The organism is Streptomyces sp. NPDC059668 (assembly GCF_042734135.1).
Lineage (GTDB): Bacteria > Actinomycetota > Actinomycetes > Streptomycetales > Streptomycetaceae > Streptomyces.
This window is the reverse complement of record NZ_JBHWEL010000017.1, coordinates 75,069-92,010: the sequence shown is the minus strand read 5'-3', so window position 1 is coordinate 92,010 and position 16,942 is coordinate 75,069. Positions and strand designations below refer to the sequence as shown.

Genomic DNA, 16,942 nt, shown 5'->3' with positions numbered 1-16,942 from the left:
TAGCCAAAGGTCACAACCGAGTCACGGCAAGCAGTCCTCGCCCAGGGGGTTGACAGCCCTTCAGGGTGCTCATAGCTTCAGCTTTCTGAATCGTTTCAGACCACCCCTGTTCAGATCGAAGCCGTCCGGACCGAAGTCGCCGTCGCTCAGACCCGACGTCACACCCGAAGTCACAGGAGCCCCGAAGTGACCGAGCTCGCCGCGGTGAAGGCCGCACTCAAGACCCAGGCAGTAGAGACGCCGTCATGGGCGTACGGGAACTCGGGAACCCGCTTCAAGGTGTTCGCCCAGCCCGGCGTGCCGCGCAGCCCGCGGGAGAAACTGGACGACGCCGCCCAGGTGCACGCCCACACCGGCGCCGCGCCGTCCGTCGCGCTGCACATTCCCTGGGACAAGGTCGAGGACTACAAGGCCCTGGCCGAGTACGCCGGGGAGCGCGGCCTGCGGCTGGGCACGATCAACTCCAACACCTTCCAGGACGACGACTACAAGCTCGGCAGCGTCTGCCACCCGGACGCGACGGTGCGCCGCAAGGCTCTCGACCACCTGCTGGAGTGCGTCGACATCATGGACGCGACGGGCTCGAAGGACCTGAAGCTCTGGTTCGCCGACGGCACGAACTATCCCGGCCAGGACGACATCCGCGAGCGCCAGGACCGGCTGGCCGAGGGCCTCGCCCAGGTCTACGAACGGCTCGGGGACGACCAGCGGATGCTCCTGGAGTACAAGTTCTTCGAGCCCGCCTTCTACACGACGGACGTGCCGGACTGGGGCACCGCGTACGCGCACTGCCTCAAGCTCGGCCCCAAGGCGCAGGTCGTCGTCGACACCGGGCACCACGCGCCCGGCACCAACATCGAGTTCATCGTCGCCACGCTGCTGCGCGAGCGGAAGCTCGGCGGCTTCGACTTCAACTCGCGCTTCTACGCCGACGACGACCTGATGGTGGGCGCCGCCGACCCCTTCCAGCTCTTCCGGATCATGTACGAGGTGATCCGCGGTGGCGGCTTCGCCCCGGACGTCGCCTTCATGCTGGACCAGTGCCACAACATCGAGGCCAAGATCCCCGCGATCATCCGTTCGGTGATGAACGTGCAGGAGGCCACCGCGAAGGCGCTGCTCGTGGACCGGGACGCGCTGGCCGCCGCGCAGCGCGAGGGTGACGTGCTCGCCGCCAACGCCGTGATCATGGACGCGTACAACACCGACGTACGGCCGCTGCTGCGCGAGGTCCGCGAGGAGCTCGGCCTGGACGGCGACCCGGTGGCCGCGTACCACCGCTCCGGGTGGGCGGGGAGGATCGCCGCGGAGCGGGTGGGCGGGCAGCAGGCCGGCTGGGGGGCGTAACCACCGCGCCGCGTCCGCCGGGTGACCCCGGCGGACGGCCGCGGACCGTGGGCCGCAGGCCGCACGGACGCCCGGTCCCCGCCGGTGGGCCACCGCTCTCGTACGTCCTCTCTCTTCACTCCTCTTTCTCTAAGGACCAGGAACATGGCACCCCATCCCGAAGCCGCCGCTCTGCTGGCCCGTTCGCACCGGCTCGGCGCCGACCCCCGCAACACCAACTACGCGGGGGGCAACACGTCCGCGAAGGGCACCGACACCGACCCCGTGACCGGCGGCGACGTCGAGCTGATGTGGGTGAAGGGGTCGGGCGGCGACCTCGGCACGCTGACGGAGTCCGGGCTCGCCGTGCTGCGGCTGGACCGGCTGCGGGCGATGACGGAGGTCTATCCCGGTGTGGAGCGCGAGGACGAGATGGTCGCCGCGTTCGACTACTGCCTGCACGGCAAGGGCGGCGCGGCCCCGTCCATCGACACCGCGATGCACGGTCTGGTGGACGCCGCCCACGTCGACCACCTGCACCCGGACTCCGGCATCGCGCTGGCCTGCGCGGCCGACGGCGAGAAGCTGACCGCCGAGTGCTTCGGCGACACCGTGGTCTGGGTGCCCTGGCGCCGGCCCGGCTTCCAGCTCGGCCTGGACATCGCGGCCGTCAAGAAGGCCAACCCGCGGGCGATCGGCTGCGTACTGGGCGGCCACGGCATCACCGCCTGGGGCGACACGGCCGAGGAGTGCGAACACAACTCGCTCCACATCATCAGGACCGCCGAGGCGTTCCTCGCCGAGCGCGGCCGGCCCGAGCCCTTCGGACCCACCGTCGAGGGCTACGCGGCCCTGCCCGTGACCGAGCGCCGCGAACGCGCGGCCGCCCTCGCGCCGTACGTCCGGGCGCTGGCCTCCCAGGACCGCGCCCAGGTCGGCCACTTCACCGACTCCGACGTCGTCCTCGACTTCCTCGCGCGCGCCGAGCACCCCCGTCTCGCCGCGCTCGGCACCTCCTGCCCCGACCACTTCCTCCGTACCAAGGTCCGCCCGCTCGTCCTCGACCTGCCGCCGACCGCCGGGCCCGCCGAGGCCATCGCCCGCCTCAAGGAGCTGCACGCCGCGTACCGCGAGGAGTACGCGTCCTACTACCGACGGCACGCCGACGCCGACTCTCCCGCGATGCGCGGCGCGGACCCGGCGATCGTGCTGATCCCCGGCGTCGGCATGTTCTCCTTCGGCAAGGACAAGCAGACCGCCCGCGTCGCGGGGGAGTTCTACGTCAACGCGATCAACGTGATGCGGGGCGCCGAGGCCGTCTCCGCGTACGCGCCGATCGAGGAGTCGGAGAAGTTCCGCATCGAGTACTGGTCGCTGGAGGAGGCCAAGCTCCGGCGGATGCCCCGGCCCAAGCCGCTCGCCACCCGGGTGGCGCTGGTGACCGGCGCGGGCAGCGGCATCGGCAAGGCGATCGCCGGCCGGCTGGTGGCCGAGGGTGCCTGTGTGGTGATCGCCGACCTGAACGCGGAGAACGCCGCCGAGGTCGCCACCGCGCTGGGCGGCCCCGACAAGGCCGTCGCCGTGACCGTCGACGTGACCTCCGAGGAGCAGATCGCCGAGGCCTTCCGGACGGCGGTGCTCGCCTTCGGCGGCGTCGACCTGGTGGTCAACAACGCGGGCATCTCCATCTCCAAGCCGCTCCTGGAGACCACCGCGAAGGACTGGGACCTCCAGCACGACATCATGGCCCGCGGTTCCTTCCTGGTCTCCCGCGAGGCGGCCCGGGTGATGATCCAGCAGGAGCTGGGCGGCGACATCGTCTACATCGCGTCCAAGAACTCGGTCTTCGCCGGCCCCAACAACATCGCCTACTCCGCGACCAAGGCCGACCAGGCCCATCAGGTCCGGCTGCTGGCGGCCGAGCTGGGCGAGCACGGCATCCGTGTCAACGGCGTCAACCCCGACGGGGTAGTACGCGGCTCGGGCATCTTCGCCGGCGGCTGGGGCGCCCAGCGCGCGGCCACCTACGGGATCGAGGAGGAGAAGCTCGGCGAGTTCTACGCCCAGCGGACCATCCTCAAGCGGGAGGTGCTGCCCGAGCACGTCGCGAACGCGGTGTTCGCGCTGACCGGCGGGGACCTCACGCACACCACCGGTCTGCACGTCCCGGTCGACGCCGGTGTCGCGGCGGCATTCCTGCGATGAGCGAGCGGCACACGACCTTCGCCGCGGTCGACCTCGGCGCGTCCAGCGGGCGCGTCATGGTCGGCCGCGTCGGCCCGGAGGCCCTGGACCTCACCGAGGCCCACCGCTTCCCGAACCGGCCGGTACGGGTCCCCGAAGGGCTGCGCTGGGACATCCTCTCGCTGTACGCGGGAGTGCTCGACGGACTGCGCGCCGCCGGGCAGGTCGACTCCGTCGGCATCGACAGCTGGGCCGTGGACTACGGACTGCTGGACGCCGACGGCGCCCTGCTCGGCAACCCGGTGCACTACCGCGACACCCGCACCGAGGGCGTCGCGGAACAGGTGTGGGCCACGGTGCCCGCCGCCGAGCTGTACGCGACGACGGGGCTCCAGTACGCCCCGTTCAACACGCTCTACCAGCTCACCGCCGCCCGCTCGACGGCCCAACTCGCCCACGCCGAACGGCTGCTGCTCATCCCCGACCTGCTGGCCTACTGGCTGACGGGCGAGGCGGGCACGGAGCTGACCAACGCCTCCACCACCCAGCTGATCGACCCGCGGACGGGCACGTGGGCCCACGACCTCGCGGGGCGGCTCGGCATCGACCTGAGGCTGTTCGCGCCGCTGCGCCGGCCCGGCGACCCGGCAGGCCTCCTGACGCCCCAGGTGCTCGAGGAGACCGGACTGACCGGCCCGGTCCCGGTGACGACGGTCGGCTCGCACGACACCGCCTCCGCGGTGGCCGCCGTCCCCGCCGTCGGCGAACGCTTCGCCTACATCTGCACCGGCACCTGGTCCCTGGCGGGCCTGGAACTCGCCGCACCGGTCCTCACGGAGGCCGGCCGCGCGGCCAACTTCACCAACGAGCTGGGCCTGGACGGCACGGTCCGCTACCTCCGCAACATCATGGGACTGTGGCTGCTCCAGGAGTGCCTGCGCGAGTGGGACCACCCCGACCTGGGCGCCCTGCTCCGGGCCGCCGCCGAGATCCCCTCGCTGCGGTCGGTCGTGGACGCGGGCGACGCCGCCTTCCTCGCCCCCGGCCGGATGCCGGCCCGGATCGCCGACGCCTGCCGGGCGTCGGGGCAGCCGGTGCCCGTGTCCCGCGCCGAGATCACCCGCTGCATCCTCGACTCCCTCGCGCTCGCCCACCGCCGGGCGGTCGCCGAAGCGCAGGAGCTGGCCGACCACCCGGTCGACGTCGTGCACATCGTCGGCGGCGGCACCCGCAACGAACTGCTCTGCCAACTGACCGCCGACGCCTGCGGACTGCCGGTGGTGGCGGGCCCGGCGGAGGCGGCCGCGCTCGGCAACGTCCTCGTCCAGGCGCGTGCCCGGGGACTGGTCGGCGACCGTGCGTCGATGCGGCGGCTCGTCGCCCGTACCCAGCCCCTGCGGCGGTACGAGCCCAGGGGCGACGCGGCCGTCTGGCGCGCCGCGCAGGACCGGCTCGTCCGTCCGTGAGCGAGGAGCCGCCCGACTCCCTGAGCGAGGACTCCCCTGACGCCCGCCCGCCGCGTACTCTGCACTCATCCGATGATCGATCCCTAGGAGCCGCGATGCGTGTCGCTCTGTTCCTGACCTGTGTCAACGACACGCTCTATCCCGACACCGGTCGCGCCGTGGTGAAACTGCTGACCAGGCTGGGCGTAGAGGTCGACTTCCCGATGGCCCAGACCTGTTGCGGACAGGCGCACTACAACACCGGGTACCGTCACCAGGCCGAACCACTGGCCCGTCATTTCTCCGATGTCTTCGGTGGGTACGAGGCGATCGTGACGCCTTCCGGTTCGTGCGGGGCGATGGTGCGGGAGCTCTATCCGCGGATGGGCGAGCGGGCCCGGGCCGAGGGCCGCGGCGACACCCTCGCGGCCACGCTCGCCCCGGTCGTGCCGAAGACCTACGAGCTCACCGAGTTCCTGGTGGACGTGCTCGGGGTGACGGACGTGGGCGCGTACTATCCGCACACCGTCACCTACCACCCCACCTGCCACGGGCTGCGCGGTCTGGGGCTCGGCGACCGGCCGCGCCGGCTGCTCCAGGCCGTCAGGGGACTCGAACTGCGCGAGCTGCCCGGCGCCGACGAGTGCTGCGGCTTCGGCGGCACCTTCGCCGTCAAGAACCCCGACGTCTCCGCGGCGATGGGCGCCGACAAGGTGCGCAACGCCGAGTCGACCGGCGCGGACGTCCTGTGCGCCGCCGACAACTCCTGTCTGATGCACATCGGCGGCACGATGACCCGGCTGAGCACGGACATGCGGCCGGTCCACATCGCGGAGATCCTCGCGAACACGGAAGGGGAGCAGAGCGCGTGAGTGGCACCTTCGTCGGCATGCCGGCGTTCCCCGAGGCCGCCCACGAGGCGGTCGCCAACCCCACCCTGCGCGCGAATCTGCGCCACGCGACCCACACGATCCGCGCCAAGCGCGCCGTCGCCGTGTCCGAACTCGACGACTGGGCGGCCCTGCGCGAGGCCGGCAAACAGATCAAGGACCACACACTCCGTCATCTCGACCGCTACCTCGTGCAGTTGGAGGAGTCCGTCACCGCGGCTGGCGGCATCGTGCACTGGGCCGCCGACGCCGACGAGGCCAACCGGATCGTCGTCGAGCTGGTCAGGGCGACCGGCGAGAGCGAGGTCGTCAAGGTCAAGTCGATGGCCACACAGGAGATCGGTCTCAACGAAGCCCTGGAAGCGGCCGGCATCGCCGCCTTCGAGACCGATCTCGCCGAACTCATCGTGCAGTTGGGCAAGGACCGGCCCTCGCACATCCTGGTCCCCGCCATCCACCGCAACCGTGGCGAGATCCGCGACATCTTCGCCCGCGAGATGGGCGAATGGGGCCGCCCGGCGCCCGAGGACCTCACCGACACGCCCGCCGAACTGGCCGAGGCCGCCCGGCTGCATCTGCGCGAGAAGTTCCTGCGCGCCAAGGTCGGCATCTCCGGCGCCAACTTCATGGTCGCCGAGACCGGCACGCTGATGGTGGTCGAGTCCGAGGGCAACGGGCGGATGTGCCTAACCCTGCCCGAGACGCTGATCTCGGTCGTCGGCATCGAGAAGACCGTGCCGACCTGGCAGGACCTGGAGGTCTTCCTGCAGACCCTGCCCCGCTCCTCCACCGCCGAGCGCATGAACCCGTACACCTCGATGTGGACGGGCACCACGGACTCCGACACGGCGGACGGACCGCGGGTCTTCCATCTGGTCCTGATCGACAACGGCCGCACCGACACGCTCGCCGACGAGGTCGGCCGCCAGGCTCTGCGCTGCATCCGCTGCTCGGCGTGTCTCAACGTCTGCCCGGTGTACGAGCGGGCCGGCGGTCACGCCTACGGCTCGGTCTACCCCGGCCCGATCGGCGCCATCCTCAGCCCCCAGCTCCGGGGTACCGGGAGCGCGGTCGACGCCTCCCTGCCGTACGCCTCCTCGCTGTGCGGCGCCTGCTACGAGGTCTGCCCGGTCGCCATCGACATCCCGGAGGTCCTCGTCCACCTGCGCGAACGGATCGCCGAGGGCGGCCAGGTGACGCGGGAGGGCAACAAGGTCGTCCTCAAGCCCGCCAAGGGGCACGCCGCCGAGCGGGCCGCCATGCGGGCGGCGCGCTGGGCGTTCGGCCACCCGGGCGCGCTGCGCACCGGTCAGCGGCTGGCGTCCCGGACGCGCCGTTTCCATCCACGGACGCTGCCCGGACCCGGCCGGGCGTGGAGCGACACCCGGGATCTGCCGCCGGTGCCCGCGGAGCCGTTCCGCGACTGGTGGCAGCGGACCCGAGGCGGAAAGGACGTGCCGAAGTGAGCAGCAGGGAGCTGATCCTGGGGCGGGTGCGACGCGCGCTCGCCGACGTCCCCCGGGACGACACGCCGTACGAGCAGGCCGTACCGCGGGAGTACCTGCGCGAGCACGGCGACCGGAGTGTCGCCGAGACGGTGGATCTGTTGGCCGAGAACCTGGCGGACTACCGGGCCCTCGTGCATCGCTGCACGGCCGGCGAACTGGCGGCGACGATCGCCGGGCTGCTCGCCGCGCACGGCTCGGCCTCGGTGGTCGTACCGGGGGGTCTGGACGGGACCTGGCTGGCCGCGACCGAGGTGACACGGGTGACCGACCGGGCCGAGGACACCCCGGCCGAGCTGGACCGCGTCGACAGCGTGGTGACCGGGTGCGCGCTGGCGATCGCGGAGACGGGCACCCTGGTGCTGGACGGCGGGCCGGATCAGGGGCGCCGGCGCATCACGCTGGTCCCGGACCACCACATCTGCGTCGTCCGCGTCCCCGGGCAGGTCGTCGCCTCCGTGCCCCAGGCTCTGGAGCGCCTGGACCCGGCCCGCCCGCTGACGTGGATCTCCGGCCCGTCGGCGACCAGCGACATCGAACTCGACCGGGTCGAGGGGGTGCACGGTCCGCGCACCCTGGAGGTGGTGCTGGTGAGCGGCGGGTGACGGGCGCGGTTAGCGTGAGGGGATGATCCGGTTCGAACAGGTCACCAAGCGCTATCCGGACGGCACGACGGCCGTGGACGGCCTCTCGTTCGAGGTCGCGGAGGGCGAACTCGTCACGCTCGTCGGCCCGTCGGGCTGCGGCAAGACGACCACCATGATGATGGTGAACCGGCTGATCGAACCGACCTCGGGCCGCATCCTCGTGAACGGCGAGGACGTCGCCAGGGTCGACCCGGTCCTGCTGCGCCGGCGGATCGGCTACGTCATCCAGCAGGTGGGCCTGTTCCCGCACCGGACCGTCCTCGACAACACGGCGACGGTCCCTACGCTCGTCGGCTGGAAGAGGTCGAAGGCCCGGGCCCGCGCCGCCGAGTTGCTCGACCTGGTGGGCCTGGACCCGAAGACGTACGGATCCCGCTATCCGGACCAGCTGTCGGGCGGTCAGCGCCAGCGGGTCGGCGTGGCGCGGGCGCTCGCGGCGGACCCGCCCGTCCTCCTGATGGACGAGCCCTTCGGGGCCGTCGACCCGGTGGTCCGCGAGCAGTTGCAGGACGAGTTCCTGCGGATGCAGGAGGCGGTGCGCAAGACGGTGCTGCTCGTCACGCACGACATCGAGGAGGCGGTCCGGCTCGGCGACCGCATCGCGGTGTACGGGCAGGGGCGCATCGACCAGTTCGACACGCCGGGGGCCGTGCTGGGCAGCCCGGCCACGCCGTACGTCGCCGAGTTCGTCGGGGCCGACCGCGGGCTGAAGCGGCTGTCGGTCACCGAGATCCAATACGACGACCTGGAACAGCCGCCCGTCGCCCGCATGGACGAGTCCGCCGGGCGGGCCGCCGAGCGGTTGCGTTCCGGGAGCGCCCGGTGGGCGGTGGTGCTGGACGCGGAAGGTGATCTGCACGGCTGGGTGGGTGCCGACGAGCTGACCGGGGACGGCTCCGTCGGGGACCACGTCCACCGGATGAACTCCTGGGTGCCGGTGGGTGCCCCGCTGAAACAGGCCTTCGGTGTCATGCTCCAGCACGACGCGGGGTGGGTCGCGGTGCTCGAAGGCGCGCGTTTCCTCGGTGTCCTGACCCCGGCGAAGCTGCACGAGGCGCTACGGCGCTCGGTGGACGCCGACGCGCGGGGGGTCGCGCGGGGGCAGGTGGCGTTCGACTCGGTGCCCAAGGGGTGACGCTCCGCCGGGTTTCGGGGGTGTGCGTGCGGGTGGGATCAGCCGGGGGTGGGGTTGGCTGGGGTGCGATCCGGCTGCGGGCGGGTGGGGGCTGGGCGCACCGCTCCCCGCGCCGGCTGGCGGGGCGCTCCGTGAACCGGGGTGTGCCGGGTCCAGCGGCCTTCTGCCGTCGCTCGGGCCGGTCATGTCCTGCCGGTCACTTCAGCAGGCCCTTCTCCTTCAGATAGGCGCGTGCCACGTCCTCCGGGAGCCGTCGCCAGCTGTCCACCTGCTGGTTCATGGACGCCAGGTCCGCGGTCGTCAGGACGCCGTTGAGCGCGCCGAGCGCCTTGGTGACGCCCTGGCTGCCCGCGCGCGAGCGGTTGACGACGGGCACGATGTAGTCGGCGTTCTGCAGGTGCTTGTCGTCGGCGAGCAGGACGAGCCCGAACTCGTCCAGGGTCGCGTCCGTCGTCGTGGTGAGCAGCATCTGGTCCCGGCCGCTCCGCACCGCCTGCTTCGCCTGGGTGGTGCCGACGCCCTTCGGGTCGACCGCGGTGATGTCGATGCCGTACGTCTTCTTCAGGCCCGGTTCGCAGTAGGGCCGCACGACGCACTCGTCGCCCGCCGCGAGCCGCACCTTCAGACCGGACGCCCCGAGGTCGCTGAGGTTCCTCAGCCGGTGCCGCCCGGCATACCGCGCGGTCACGGCGAAGGCGTTCTGGTCGACGGCCCTGCCGGGGTCGAGGACGGTGAGCCCGCGGGGTGTCGCGAGCGACCGCAGGGCCTTCATCGTCGCGGTGAGGTCGGGCGAGCCGACCGGTGGCGCGTCGGCCCCGTGGGTCTTGGCGTTCAGCCAGTCCGCGAAGGTGGCCGCGTACTCCGGGACGACGTCGATCTGACCGGACTCCAGGGCGGGTTCGTAGAGTTCACGGTTGGCGACCGTGAGCATGGAGGTCCTGTATCCGGCCCGCTTCAGCAGCAGGGCGTACATCTGGGCCAGCAGGTCGCTCTCGGTGAATCCGGCCGAGCCCACGGTCAGGTGCTTGCTGTCGCCGGGCGGCGCGGTGACGGCGCCGCGGTTCTCCAGGGACGGGCCGGTGGCGCAGCCGGCCAGCAGGAGCACACCCGCGAGGACGGCGTGTCGCCTCATCGCGAGCCTCTCGCCAACCGGGGCGCGAGCCGTTCGGCGGTTTCGAAGACGCCCTCGACGATCAGCGCGAACCCGGCGACCAGGACGGCACCCGCGACGACCTGCGGGGTGCTCGCGAGGTTGAACCCCGCGGTGATGATCCGGCCGAGTCCGCCGCCGCCCGCGAGCGCGGCGATGGTGGCCGTCGCGACCAGCTGGACGGCGGCGATCCGTACGCCGTTCATCACCATCGGGAGGGCGAGGGGCAGTTCGACCCGCAGCAGCATCTGCCGCCCGGTCATCCCCATGCCGCGTGCCGCCCGCACCACGCTGCGGTCGACCTCGCGCATGCCGACGTACGCGTTGGTCAGCAGCGGCGGGACGGCGAACAGCACGAGCGCGACGACCGTGGGCCCCTCGCCGTATCCGCCGAGCGGGGTGAGCAGCAGGAGGACGAGGACGGCGAAGGTGGGGACGGCCCGGCCGACGTTGGAGATGTTGACCGCGAGCGCGCCGCCCTTGCCGAGATGGCCGAGGACGAGGGCGACGGGCAGGGCGATCAGGCAGCTGATGACGAGACAGACGGCGGTGAGGACGAGGTGCTGGGTGAGCCGGTGCCAGACGCCGTCGTCGCCCGTCCAGTGCGCGGGGTCGGCGAGCCAGTGCCAGGCCTCGGCGACGGTGTTCATCCGCGGGCTCTCCGGGTCCAGGGGGTGATGAGCCACTGCACCCCGAGCAGCAGGAGGTCGGCCGCGACGGCGATGACGACGCACAGCACGGACGCGGTGAGGACCTGCGCCTTGAAGTAGGTGTTCATACCGGCGTAGATGAGGTTGCCGAGGCCTCCGAAGCCGACGATCGCGCCGACGGTGACCAGGGAGACGGCCGACACGGTGGCGATCCTCAGGCCGGCCATCGCGGCGGGTACGGCGAGCGGCAGTTCCACGGTGAGCAGCAGCCGGACGGGCCCGTATCCCAGGCCGCGCGCGGCCTGCCGGGTCTCCTCGGGGACGGCGCGCAGACCGGCGAGGATGTTCCGTACGAGAAGGGTCAGCGAATAGAGGACGAGACCGGCGACGACGAGTGCCGCGGAGAGTCCGTACACGGGCAGGAGCAGCGAGAACATCGCCAGCGACGGGACGGTGTAGAGGACGGTGGTCACCGCCAGCACCGGGCCGGCGGCCCAGCCCCAGCGGCGGGCGAGGACGGCCAGCGGCACCGCGACGACGAGTCCCAGGAGGACGGCGATCGCGGTGAGCCGCAGGTGCTGGGCGACGGCGTCGAGGAGGATCTGGCGGCGGGTGGTCAGATACGCGCCGCAGATCCACTCGTTGCGCGCGAGGCAGTCGTCCGGAGGCGCCGTCATCTGTCCATTGCAGCGGGCCCGCAGGGGTGCTGCGCGTTCTGGTGACCCGTACGGGGAGTCACCGGCTGCCCGCGTCGGCGCCGGTTCCGTGCCCGTCGTGGCCCAGGGGCGGGCGGCGGTGGAGAACGGGGCGGAATCCGACGGTGTCGGAGCGCGGAGATTTTTTCCGCCTGCGCGTCGGATCTTCCGGCCGATATTCGCGTGCCACGGGAATGGAGGGCCGGAAAGGGCGCGGACCGAGCGGAAATCGGGCGGCGGCGCTCGCAACCCGTCGCCCGGAATTTGTTTGGATCGGGCCCACCCAGGTAGTTCGAAGAGAGGCGGTCCGCTGGCCAGCCATTCCCGGGAGGGTTCGGCAGTGAGCCCGCCCCCCGGCCGCCCGGATGGGGCGACCCACCGGACGGCCGGGCAGCCCCGCGCCTCTGGGCTCCGCGCCACTGGGCTCCGCACGACCGGGCTCGGCGGCACCGGGCTCGCGCCGCCCCCGCTGCCCGACCTCGGCTGCTACGCGGCCTCGGCGAGCAGTTGCTCGCGCAGGGTGGTGCAGCACGTGCTGAGCAGCCGCGAGACGTGCATCTGCGAGATCCCGAGCTGCTCGGCGATGCTGAGCTGCGTCATTCCGCGGAAGTAGCGCAGGTAGAGGATGGTGCGCTCGCGTTCCGGGAGGTCGCGCAGCGCGGGCTTGACCGCCTCGCGGTCGATGACCAGGTCGAATCCGGCATCCGGCTCGCCCAGCGTGTCGGCGAGCGCGCATCCGTCGTCCTCGCCGGGCAGCTCGGCGTCCAGCGAGAGGGTGGCGAAGCAGTCCAGGGCTTCGAGCCCGAGGCGTACGTCGTCCTCGCCGAGGTGCGCGCACTCGGCGATCTCGGTGACGGTGGGCTGCCGGCCCGGTGTGGTCTGCGAGAGCTCCTTCAGCGCCGTACGCACCCTGGCGCGCACTTCCTGGACGCGGCGCGGCACGTGCAGCATCCACATGTGGTCGCGGAAATGGCGCTTGATCTCGCCGGTGACGGTCGGGACGGCGTAGCTCTCGAAGGCGTTGCCCCGGGTGGGGTCGTAGCGGTCGACGGCCTTGAGCAGGCCCAGAGCCGCGACCTGCGCGAGGTCCTCGACGGCCTCTCCCCTGCCCCGGTAGCGGCCGGCGACGCGCTGCGCCATGGGCAGCCAGGCCCGGACGATCTCGTCCCGCAGCGCCTCCCGCTCGGGCCCCTCGGGAAGTCCGGCGAGCCGCACGAAGGCCTCGCCGGTGTCGGGGGCGTCGTCGTGCGGGTGATGCCTCGTGCTGACGGTGGTGTGCATGGCGCTCACGGCTCCCTCAGGGCTACTGCCGGGCAGTCCATGGGGTGGGCGCACACGGATGAGCGGGGCACACCCGCGATCTGGCGGACCAGCTCCCACGGACGTGCCTCCTGTCCGAAGCACTGTGACTTAAATTACCCTATTTCGGTCATCCGGAACCTCTGGATTCCTTAAAGTGACGCCGGGCATCCGGTCGACGCTGGAGCGTAGGGAAAACGTCCGTCGAAAACATCCGTCGCATTCCCGCAATCCCGCATTCCCGCATTCACCGGCGGTCCGATCGCGCGGCCCCGTTGAGCGCCGTTCTCGCGCCGCCCTCCGTCTCCTGAATTCTCACGCGTCCCGCGTTCACGCTCCCCTTCTTCACGCGTCTCGAATTTCCGCGGAGAACGAGCGGGGTTCCCGGGTGCGCGCCGCGCGGAACCCGCCCCACGACGGCCGTCCCCTCGCCACGCCGTACCGCGCCACCGGGCCGACCGACCTTCGTATCACCGGGCCCGTCTCTGCGACCAGCGGATCCAGGGGTTTCGGCGGACCTGTTCAGGTTGTGTTCAGGCTGCTCGCGGCGCCTGGCAACACCTGCACCAGAAGCCCCAAAGCAATGGCAAAGACCCCTGTGACCAGGCCAGTTCGCCATGTCATCGTGCGAGCATGAGCACAGAGCACCTCACCCGCCGCCGTCGCGCCGCCCTCGCCACCCACGTGGCGAGCAAGGTTCCGGAAGTCACCGTCTACTTCTGGGTGATCAAGGTGTTGACCACCGGTATGGGTGAGACCGCCTCGGACTTCCTCGCGCAGCGGCTCGGCCCCGTCCCCGCGGTCGGCCTCGGCGGCGTGGCCCTCGCGGCCGCGCTGGCCCTCCAGCTCACCGCCCGCCGCTACGTCGCCTGGATCTACTGGACCGCGATCGTCATGGTCAGCGTGTTCGGCACGATGGCCGCGGACGTCCTGCACGTCGGCCTCGGTGTGCCCTACACGATCTCGACCCCGTTCTTCATGGTCGCGCTGGCGGCGGTCCTCGTCCTCTGGTACGCGAGCGAACGCACGCTCTCCATCCACAGCATCCACACCCGCCGGCGCGAACTCTTCTACTGGGCCACCGTGCTGGCCACCTTCGCGCTCGGCACCGCCGCCGGGGACCTCTCCGCCACGGCCGGCCTCGGCTACCTGGGCTCGGCCGTGCTCTACGCCGTCGCCATCGCCGTCCCGGCCCTCCTGCACCGCTGGAACGCCCTCAACGCGGTGGCCGCCTTCTGGTCGGCGTATGTCATCACCCGCCCGCTCGGCGCCTCGGTCGCCGACTGGATGGCCCTCGGGCACGCGCGCGGCGGCCTCGGACTCGGACTGGGCCCCGTCACCCTGTCCTGGACCGTCGCCATCGTCGGGTTCGTCGCCTACCTCGCCGTCTCGCGCGACGACGTCCGGGACACCCCGCGCCCGGCCTCCGTGCGGGCCTCCGCGCCTCAGCAGATCCTCGGCAGCTGCTCCCCGATCGGCAGGTCGACCACCCGGGTGCCGCCCAGCCCGGTACGGGCCACCACCATGCCCGGATGGTCGGCCACCACTTCACCGATGACCGTCGAACCGGCGCCCAGCGGGTGCGCCCGCATCGCGTCGAGCACGGCGTCGGCGTGCTCACGGGGGACGAAGGCCACCAGCTTGCCCTCGTTGGCGACGTACAGGGGGTCCAGCCCCAGCACGGCGCAGGCGTTGGCGACCGCGGGCGGGACCGGGACCTCCCGCTCCCGGATGACGACCCCGGTGCCCGAGGCCGCGGCGATCTCGTTCAGGGAGGCCGCGAGGCCACCCCTGGTGGGATCGCGCAGTACGTGCAGGTCCGGGGTGACCGCGAGCATGGCGTCGACCAGGCCGCCGAGCGCCGCGCAGTCGCTCTCGATCTCCACCCCGAACTCCAGGCCCTCGCGGACGCTCATGACGGCCACGCCGTGCACACCGATCGCGCCGCTGACCATCACCACATCGCCGGGCACGACCCGCTGCGGACGCAGGTCGACACCCGCCGGGATGAGCCCGATCCCGGCCGTGTTGATGTAGATCCCGTCGCCGTGTCCGGACTCCACCACCTTGGTGTCACCGGTCGCGATCTCCACGCCCGCGGTGCGCGCGGCGGCACCGAGCGCCTCCGCCACCCGGGCGACGGTCTCCATCCCGACGCCCTCCTCCAGGATGAAGCCGCAGGAGAGGTAGGCGGCCCGGGCGCCGCTCATGGCGAGGTCGTTGACGGTGCCGTTGACGGCGAGGTCACCGATGCTGCCGCCGGGGAAGAACAGCGGCCGCACCACGAACGAGTCGGTGGAGAAGGCCATCCGCACACCGCCGAGCGTCACGGCCGCGGAATCACCCATCTGGGCGAGGACGCCGCCGCCGAACGCGGGCGCGAAGACGTGCTGGACGAGTTCGGCGGAGAGCGCCCCGCCCCCGCCGTGCCCCATGACGACACGGGGCTGGTCGCGCAGCGGGGCCGGGCAGGTCCAGGCCGCGGGGTCGAGGACGGGCATCCGCACGCCGGTGGTCTCCGTGGTGTCAGACAACGGGGCTCGCCTCCCGGGGGGCGGGGGTGAGGTCCAGCCGCCGGTAGAGGTAGTAGGCGGCGCACGCGCCCTCGCTGGAGACCATGGTGGCTCCGAGCGGCGTGCGGGGGGTGCAGAGGGTTCCGAACGCCTCGCACTCGTGCGGCTTGAGCAGGCCCTGGAGGACCTCACCGCTGCGGCACTCGGCCGGTTCCCGGGTCTGGATGCCCTCGACCGAGAAGCGGTGCTCGGCGTCGTGGTCACGGTACTTGGCGGACAGCCGCCACCCGCTGTCGGGAATCACGCCGATACCGCGCCACGCCCGGTCGGTGACCTCGAAGACGTCCTCCAGCATGGTGCGCGCCGCCGCGTTCCCCTCCGGGCGGACGGCACGGGGGTAGGCGTTGTCGACGGTGTGCTCGCCGCGCTCCAGCTGCGCCACGGTCCGGCGTACGCCTTCGAGGATGTCCAGCGGCTCGAACCCGGTCACCACGATCGGCACCCGGAAGCGCTCCGCGAGTTCCGGATACTCCTCCACGCCCATCACACTGCACACGTGTCCCGCCGCCAGGAACCCCTGGACCCGGCAGTTCGGGGACTGCATGATCGCCTCGATGGCCGGGGGTACCCGCACGTGGGACACCAGCAGACTGAAGTTCCTGATGCCGAGCCTGCGGGCCTGGTACACCGTCATGGCGTTGGGCGGCGCGGTCGTCTCGAAGCCGATGCCGAAGAAGACCACCTCCCGGTCCGGGTTCTGCTGGGCGATCCGCAGGGCGTCGAGCGGTGAGTACACGACCCGGACGTCCCCGCCCGCTCCCCGCACCTGGAACAGGTCCCGCCCGGTGCCGGGCACCCGGAGCATGTCGCCGAAGGAACAGAAGATCACCCCGGGTCGGGAGGCGATCTCCAGCGCCTTGTCGATGACCTCCAACGGTGTGACGCACACCGGACAGCCGGGGCCGTGAATCAACTCGACCTGCTCCGGCAGGAGTTGGTCGATGCCGTGCCGGATGATGGTGTGCGTCTGTCCGCCGCACACCTCCATCAGGGCCCACGGCCGGGTCACGGTGGAGTGGATGTCGTCGAGCAGCCGGCGCGCCAGGTCCGGGTCCTGGAACTCGTCGATGTACTTCACAGTCGCGCCCCCTCTTCCTCGGGCGGCAGCGTTCCGCCCGCCTCGGCGGCCATCTCCCAGGGGTCGCCGAACTCCTCCTGGAGCATGCCGAGGGTGGCGAACAGTTCCAGCGTCTGCTTCGCCGACTCCTCGTCCAGCCGTTGCAGGGCGAATCCGACGTGGACGATGGCGTACTCGCCGACCTGGAGGTCGGGCAGGTACTCCAGGCACACCTCCTTGACCACGCCGCCGAAATCGACGTTGGCCATCCGGGTACCGTCCCGTTCCTCGATGTCCAGCACTCTGCCGGGTACCGCCAGGCACATGGGCCTCTCCTTGCTGTGGGTCACGCGGGTCACGCGGGTCATGCGGGTGATGCGTCGTTG

At 71.7% G+C, this 16,942-nt stretch carries 14 protein-coding genes and 1 pseudogene; 8 read left to right on the top strand and 7 right to left on the bottom strand.

Going from position 1 to position 16,942, the window contains the following annotated elements:
* Positions 1-186: 186 nt before the first annotated feature.
* The 7 genes from rhaI to ACFV2J_RS15470 all read left to right on the top strand — a co-directional run bounded on the left by rhaI (position 187) and on the right by ACFV2J_RS15470 (position 9,132).
* The gene (gene rhaI / locus ACFV2J_RS15500; protein WP_385091882.1) at positions 187-1,347 is read left to right on the top strand and encodes an L-rhamnose isomerase; all 1,161 of its coding nucleotides are present in this window, start codon (positions 187-189) and stop codon (positions 1,345-1,347) included.
* 144 nt (positions 1,348-1,491) lie between these two features.
* Positions 1,492-3,531 (top strand): bifunctional aldolase/short-chain dehydrogenase, encoded by a 2,040-nt coding sequence (locus ACFV2J_RS15495; protein ID WP_385439037.1) that lies wholly within the window; start codon positions 1,492-1,494, stop codon positions 3,529-3,531.
* On the top strand, positions 3,528-4,976 hold the full coding sequence (locus tag ACFV2J_RS15490; RefSeq protein WP_385439033.1) for a rhamnulokinase family protein: 1,449 nt from the start codon (positions 3,528-3,530) through the stop codon (positions 4,974-4,976). Before ACFV2J_RS15495 ends, ACFV2J_RS15490 begins: the two co-directional genes overlap by 4 nt.
* Positions 4,977-5,071: 95 nt before the next feature.
* Complete coding sequence (locus ACFV2J_RS15485; RefSeq protein WP_385083553.1) at positions 5,072-5,827, top strand: (Fe-S)-binding protein; 756 nt, start codon at positions 5,072-5,074, stop codon at positions 5,825-5,827.
* Positions 5,824-7,311: a LutB/LldF family L-lactate oxidation iron-sulfur protein gene (locus tag ACFV2J_RS15480; RefSeq protein ID WP_385083554.1), complete on the top strand. Its 1,488-nt coding sequence runs from the start codon at positions 5,824-5,826 to the stop codon at positions 7,309-7,311. Before ACFV2J_RS15485 ends, ACFV2J_RS15480 begins: the two co-directional genes overlap by 4 nt.
* Positions 7,308-7,955 carry a lactate utilization protein C gene (locus ACFV2J_RS15475; RefSeq protein ID WP_385083555.1) on the top strand — a complete coding sequence of 216 codons (648 nt, stop codon included), beginning with the start codon at positions 7,308-7,310 and terminating at the stop codon, positions 7,953-7,955. Before ACFV2J_RS15480 ends, ACFV2J_RS15475 begins: the two co-directional genes overlap by 4 nt.
* A gap of 22 nt (positions 7,956-7,977) precedes the next feature.
* A complete protein-coding gene (locus ACFV2J_RS15470) occupies positions 7,978-9,132 on the top strand; it encodes an ABC transporter ATP-binding protein (RefSeq protein ID WP_385083556.1) in 1,155 nt (384 codons plus the stop codon).
* Between the two features lie 196 nt (positions 9,133-9,328).
* On the opposite strand, the gene ACFV2J_RS15465 is transcribed toward ACFV2J_RS15470, so the two are convergent.
* The 4 genes from ACFV2J_RS15465 to ACFV2J_RS15450 form a co-directional block, all read right to left on the bottom strand.
* Positions 9,329-10,264 (bottom strand): ABC transporter substrate-binding protein, encoded by a 936-nt coding sequence (locus tag ACFV2J_RS15465; protein WP_385083557.1) that lies wholly within the window; start codon positions 10,262-10,264, stop codon positions 9,329-9,331.
* Positions 10,261-10,932, bottom strand: coding sequence for an ABC transporter permease (locus tag ACFV2J_RS15460; protein ID WP_385083558.1), 672 nt, complete (start codon positions 10,930-10,932; stop codon positions 10,261-10,263). The genes ACFV2J_RS15465 and ACFV2J_RS15460 overlap by 4 nt, the downstream gene beginning before the upstream one ends.
* The gene (locus ACFV2J_RS15455; protein WP_385083559.1) at positions 10,929-11,609 is read right to left on the bottom strand and encodes an ABC transporter permease; all 681 of its coding nucleotides are present in this window, start codon (positions 11,607-11,609) and stop codon (positions 10,929-10,931) included. The genes ACFV2J_RS15460 and ACFV2J_RS15455 overlap by 4 nt, the downstream gene beginning before the upstream one ends.
* 504 nt (positions 11,610-12,113) lie before the next feature.
* Positions 12,114-12,908, bottom strand: coding sequence for a SigB/SigF/SigG family RNA polymerase sigma factor (locus ACFV2J_RS15450; protein WP_385083560.1), 795 nt, complete (start codon positions 12,906-12,908; stop codon positions 12,114-12,116).
* 651 nt (positions 12,909-13,559) lie between these two features.
* On the opposite strand from ACFV2J_RS15450, the pseudogene ACFV2J_RS15445 reads away from it, so the two are divergent.
* Positions 13,560-14,333: pseudogene (locus ACFV2J_RS15445) on the top strand (hypothetical protein); the annotation flags it as partial.
* A 38-nt stretch (positions 14,334-14,371) separates the two neighbouring features.
* Here the strand turns inward: ACFV2J_RS15445 and hypE are convergent.
* The 3 genes from hypE to ACFV2J_RS15430 are packed head-to-tail and all read right to left on the bottom strand — an operon-like array spanning position 14,372 to position 16,882.
* Positions 14,372-15,427, bottom strand: coding sequence for a hydrogenase expression/formation protein HypE (hypE, locus tag ACFV2J_RS15440; RefSeq protein ID WP_385439101.1), 1,056 nt, complete (start codon positions 15,425-15,427; stop codon positions 14,372-14,374).
* A gap of 25 nt (positions 15,428-15,452) precedes the next feature.
* On the bottom strand, positions 15,453-16,577 hold the full coding sequence (gene hypD, locus ACFV2J_RS15435) for a hydrogenase formation protein HypD (RefSeq protein ID WP_385095045.1): 1,125 nt from the start codon (positions 16,575-16,577) through the stop codon (positions 15,453-15,455).
* Positions 16,574-16,882, bottom strand: coding sequence for a HypC/HybG/HupF family hydrogenase formation chaperone (locus ACFV2J_RS15430; protein WP_385095042.1), 309 nt, complete (start codon positions 16,880-16,882; stop codon positions 16,574-16,576). Before ACFV2J_RS15430 ends, hypD begins: the two co-directional genes overlap by 4 nt.
* Between the last annotated feature and the right edge of the window lie 60 nt (positions 16,883-16,942).

What these genes read in the sequence shown, in the direction of transcription:
- ACFV2J_RS15495 (WP_385439037.1), top strand. Translation starts at nt 1,492, where the DNA reads ATGGCACCCCATCCCGAAGCCGCCGCTCTGCTGGCCCGTTCGCACCGG.
- ACFV2J_RS15490 (WP_385439033.1), top strand. Translation starts at nt 3,528, where the DNA reads ATGAGCGAGCGGCACACGACCTTCGCCGCGGTCGACCTCGGCGCGTCC.
- ACFV2J_RS15485 (WP_385083553.1), top strand. Translation starts at nt 5,072, where the DNA reads ATGCGTGTCGCTCTGTTCCTGACCTGTGTCAACGACACGCTCTATCCC.
- ACFV2J_RS15470 (WP_385083556.1), top strand. Translation starts at nt 7,978, where the DNA reads ATGATCCGGTTCGAACAGGTCACCAAGCGCTATCCGGACGGCACGACG.
- ACFV2J_RS15465 (WP_385083557.1), bottom strand. Translation starts at nt 10,264, where the DNA reads ATGAGGCGACACGCCGTCCTCGCGGGTGTGCTCCTGCTGGCCGGCTGC.
- ACFV2J_RS15460 (WP_385083558.1), bottom strand. Translation starts at nt 10,932, where the DNA reads ATGAACACCGTCGCCGAGGCCTGGCACTGGCTCGCCGACCCCGCGCAC.
- ACFV2J_RS15455 (WP_385083559.1), bottom strand. Translation starts at nt 11,609, where the DNA reads ATGACGGCGCCTCCGGACGACTGCCTCGCGCGCAACGAGTGGATCTGC.
- ACFV2J_RS15450 (WP_385083560.1), bottom strand. Translation starts at nt 12,908, where the DNA reads ATGCACACCACCGTCAGCACGAGGCATCACCCGCACGACGACGCCCCC.
- hypE (WP_385439101.1), bottom strand. Translation starts at nt 15,427, where the DNA reads ATGCCCGTCCTCGACCCCGCGGCCTGGACCTGCCCGGCCCCGCTGCGC.
- ACFV2J_RS15430 (WP_385095042.1), bottom strand. Translation starts at nt 16,882, where the DNA reads ATGTGCCTGGCGGTACCCGGCAGAGTGCTGGACATCGAGGAACGGGAC.